The organism is Clostridium sp., assembly GCF_040797585.1.
Taxonomy (GTDB): domain Bacteria; phylum Bacillota; class Clostridia; order Clostridiales; family Clostridiaceae; genus Clostridium_Z.
Map to the genome: position 1 here is coordinate 1 of NZ_JBFNEO010000279.1, position 2,858 is coordinate 2,858.

General features: G+C 28.8%; 5 protein-coding genes. All 5 read right to left on the minus strand.

Annotation, left to right across the window (positions count from 1 at the left end):
* Positions 1 to 377: 377 nt before the first annotated feature.
* The 5 genes from jag to rpmH all read right to left on the minus strand — a co-directional run bounded on the left by jag (position 378) and on the right by rpmH (position 2,512).
* Positions 378 to 1,013 carry an RNA-binding cell elongation regulator Jag/EloR gene (jag, locus tag AB2369_RS12720; protein ID WP_367666845.1) on the minus strand — a complete coding sequence of 212 codons (636 nt, stop codon included), beginning with the start codon at positions 1,011 to 1,013 and terminating at the stop codon, positions 378 to 380.
* A gap of 45 nt (positions 1,014 to 1,058) precedes the next feature.
* On the minus strand, positions 1,059 to 1,676 hold the full coding sequence (gene yidC / locus AB2369_RS12725; RefSeq protein ID WP_367666848.1) for a membrane protein insertase YidC: 618 nt from the start codon (positions 1,674 to 1,676) through the stop codon (positions 1,059 to 1,061).
* 80 nt (positions 1,677 to 1,756) lie between these two features.
* Complete coding sequence (gene yidD, locus AB2369_RS12730) at positions 1,757 to 1,966, minus strand: membrane protein insertion efficiency factor YidD (protein WP_367666849.1); 210 nt, start codon at positions 1,964 to 1,966, stop codon at positions 1,757 to 1,759.
* Positions 1,947 to 2,321 carry a ribonuclease P protein component gene (gene rnpA, locus AB2369_RS12735; RefSeq protein WP_367666846.1) on the minus strand — a complete coding sequence of 125 codons (375 nt, stop codon included), beginning with the start codon at positions 2,319 to 2,321 and terminating at the stop codon, positions 1,947 to 1,949. Before rnpA ends, yidD begins: the two co-directional genes overlap by 20 nt.
* A 56-nt stretch (positions 2,322 to 2,377) precedes the next feature.
* The gene (rpmH, locus tag AB2369_RS12740; protein ID WP_367666847.1) at positions 2,378 to 2,512 is read right to left on the minus strand and encodes a 50S ribosomal protein L34; all 135 of its coding nucleotides are present in this window, start codon (positions 2,510 to 2,512) and stop codon (positions 2,378 to 2,380) included.
* Positions 2,513 to 2,858 lie beyond the last annotated feature (346 nt).

Sequence of the window (2,858 nt, forward strand, 5' to 3'; positions counted from 1 at the left end):
CAATATTTTTATATAGTGAATAAAGTTATTTTATATCTCTAGACAAGATAGCATAGAAGAAAGATACTGCTAATGAATAAATTAGGCTTTCATATTTAAAATTCTATATTTTTATATAAAAATATTTCTAGTAAGTATTCTATATACTTATTAACTAAAAGAATTTCTTCATATACTAATAATTAATGTCCATAAAATAAAAAAATAAGCAGATAGTATGATATCTGCTTATATAAAATTTCTAAATTTTTATCCACAGGGAAATCTGCAAAATAGTTAACGTTATCTCTTCATTGAAATTATCCACATCCCTATATAAATCAATATTTAAAAAGTTTTGTGGATAACTTATTTGTTATATAAAAAAAGACATCCTATTAGGATGTCTTTTGCTTTTTAACTTCTACTACAACCCTTCTAAATGGCTCATCACCTTCACTGTAAGTATATACGTCAGGATGATTTTGAAGTGCTGCATGAATTATTCTTCTTTCATATGGATTCATTGCTTCAAGTCTAAAGCCTCTTCCATTTTTCTTAACCTTATATGCTGTTTTACTAGCTAATCTCTTTAAGGTTTCTTCTCTCTTAGCTCTATAATTCTCTGAATCTAATATAACTCTCTTGTAGTCTTCATCATTTCCTTTGTTTATAACTAAACTTACTAAATATTGAAGAGAATCTAGAGTTTCTCCTCTATAACCTATAGCAACTCCCATGTTAGGACCATCAAGAGATATGTTTATAGTATTCTTGTCTTCAGTTATATTTATTTCAGCCTTTACGCCCATAGAGTCTAGTACTTTTCCTAGGAATTCCCTTGCTTCTGCCTTATAATCCTTATTAAGTTTTACAAGAATTCTTGCAGGCTTAGTTCCTATAATCCCCAAAAGACCCTTTGAACCTTGATCTAAGATTTCAACTTCAACTTTATCTTCCGTAACATTTAATTCCTTTAAAGCATTCTTTAAAGCTTCATCAACTGTTTTACCTGAAATTTCCAACATCTTCATTTCCCTTACTCACCCACCTTTTATAAAGAAATCCTAGCCTATGAATTAAGTAGTAGCTTTCTTTTTCTTATCATCTAAAGCCTTCATTATTAAAGTCTGTATTATTTGAATTAAACTGTTCGTAACCCAATATATAACTAATGCAGATTTAATACTTAGTGACATAAATGCTATAAATCCAGCCATAAATAAATTCATGGTAGACATAGATTTTGCTTGTGGATTATCCTTGTTCTTACTAGATATTAATGCTGATGATAAATATGTAGTTACAAAGGTTAATACCGGTAAAATATAATAAGGATCTGGACTAGATAAGTCTGGTAGCCATAAGAAGGATGCTCCTTCTATTCCCTGTAAATTATAGAATACATAATAAAGCGCAAATAATATTGGCATCTGTACTATTAATGGAAGACACCCACTAAAAGGACTTACTCCGTATTCTTTATAAAGCTTCATTACCTCTTGTTGAGCCTTTGCAGGGTCATTTTTATATTTATTTTGTACCTTTTGAACCTCAGGTTGAACCTCTTGCATCTTAACTTGAGATCTTGTTTGCTTTATGTTTAAAGGTAGTAATAAAATTCTTATTATTATGGTAAACGCTATTATTGCTAATCCATAAGCTACCCCTTCTGAAGATACTACTGTACCAATCAAGTCATGAATTTGCTCAAAAAATGAAGTTAAAAAATTTTTTAAAGCATCCAAATGAAAAAACCTCCTGATTCCTTCTTAAATTATTTAACAGGATCATATCCACCTTCACAGAATGGATTACATCTTAATATTCTTTTAATTGCTAAAAATGTTCCCTTTAATGCTCCATACTTTTCTAAAGCCTCTAAAGCATATTGGGAACAAGTAGGGTAAAACCTACAACAAGGTTTCTTTAATGGCGAAATATACTTTCTATAAAATCTAATAATGCTAATTAGGATTTTTCTCATCATTATTATATATTCCTGCCTTCTTAAATAAATTTAACATAGCAGTCTCTACATCTTTATATTCTTTTTCTCTAATAGCTGATCTTGCTACAAAAACAAAATTATAGCCACTCTTTAAACCTTTTCTATTTAATCTGTAATTTTCACTTATAAGTCTTTTAACTCTACTTCTAATTACACTTTTTCCAACTTTCTTACTAACGGAAATTCCTACCTTATTATAAGGAATTCCTTTTTCATCTCTATTTCTATTACTCTTAAATACATAAAGTACTAATAATTCATTAGAAAAAGACTTACCTCTTCTATAAACAGATCTGAATTCTGCATTTTTCCTTAATTTTTCGCCCTTCATGTAAAACCAAATCTCCTTTTTCCTGCAATTGCAGAAAAAGGCCACAAATGCGGCCCTTATGCTGTCAATTTCTTTCTACCTTTTAGTCTTCTTCTTTGAATAACATTTCTTCCAGCCTTAGTCTTCATTCTCTTTCTGAAGCCATGCTCTTTTTTTCTTTGTCTCTTTTTTGGTTGGTATGTCATGAACATATGTCTACACCCCCTTCTGGCTATATTTATTTATAGCAAGTTACTTACTATCTAAATATTAATTTTAGGTTTTACTTTATAATTATATATTTTACCTCCTATTATGTCAAGAATGCTTCATATTGTTAACAATTTTCTATACAAGTGATTCTTTTTGTGGATAAGTTATTGAATCCCTCTATTTCTTTATGATATTATTAAAAAGACTTGTGAATAACTTTTCCATACTGTAAAGTTATCCACAAGTGTTGATAACTATGTGTATAACTTTATGGAACTTGTAGAAAGTTTAGTTTTATATTTATTATTTTTATCTATTTTACTAAATTTATTACATGTTAACTAT

Coding starts and splice junctions, on each gene's coding strand:
- rnpA (WP_367666846.1), bottom strand. CDS start 2,321: ATGAAGGGCGAAAAATTAAGGAAAAATGCAGAATTCAGATCTGTTTAT.
- rpmH (WP_367666847.1), bottom strand. CDS start 2,512: ATGTTCATGACATACCAACCAAAAAAGAGACAAAGAAAAAAAGAGCAT.
- yidD (WP_367666849.1), bottom strand. CDS start 1,966: ATGAGAAAAATCCTAATTAGCATTATTAGATTTTATAGAAAGTATATT.
- jag (WP_367666845.1), bottom strand. CDS start 1,013: ATGAAGATGTTGGAAATTTCAGGTAAAACAGTTGATGAAGCTTTAAAG.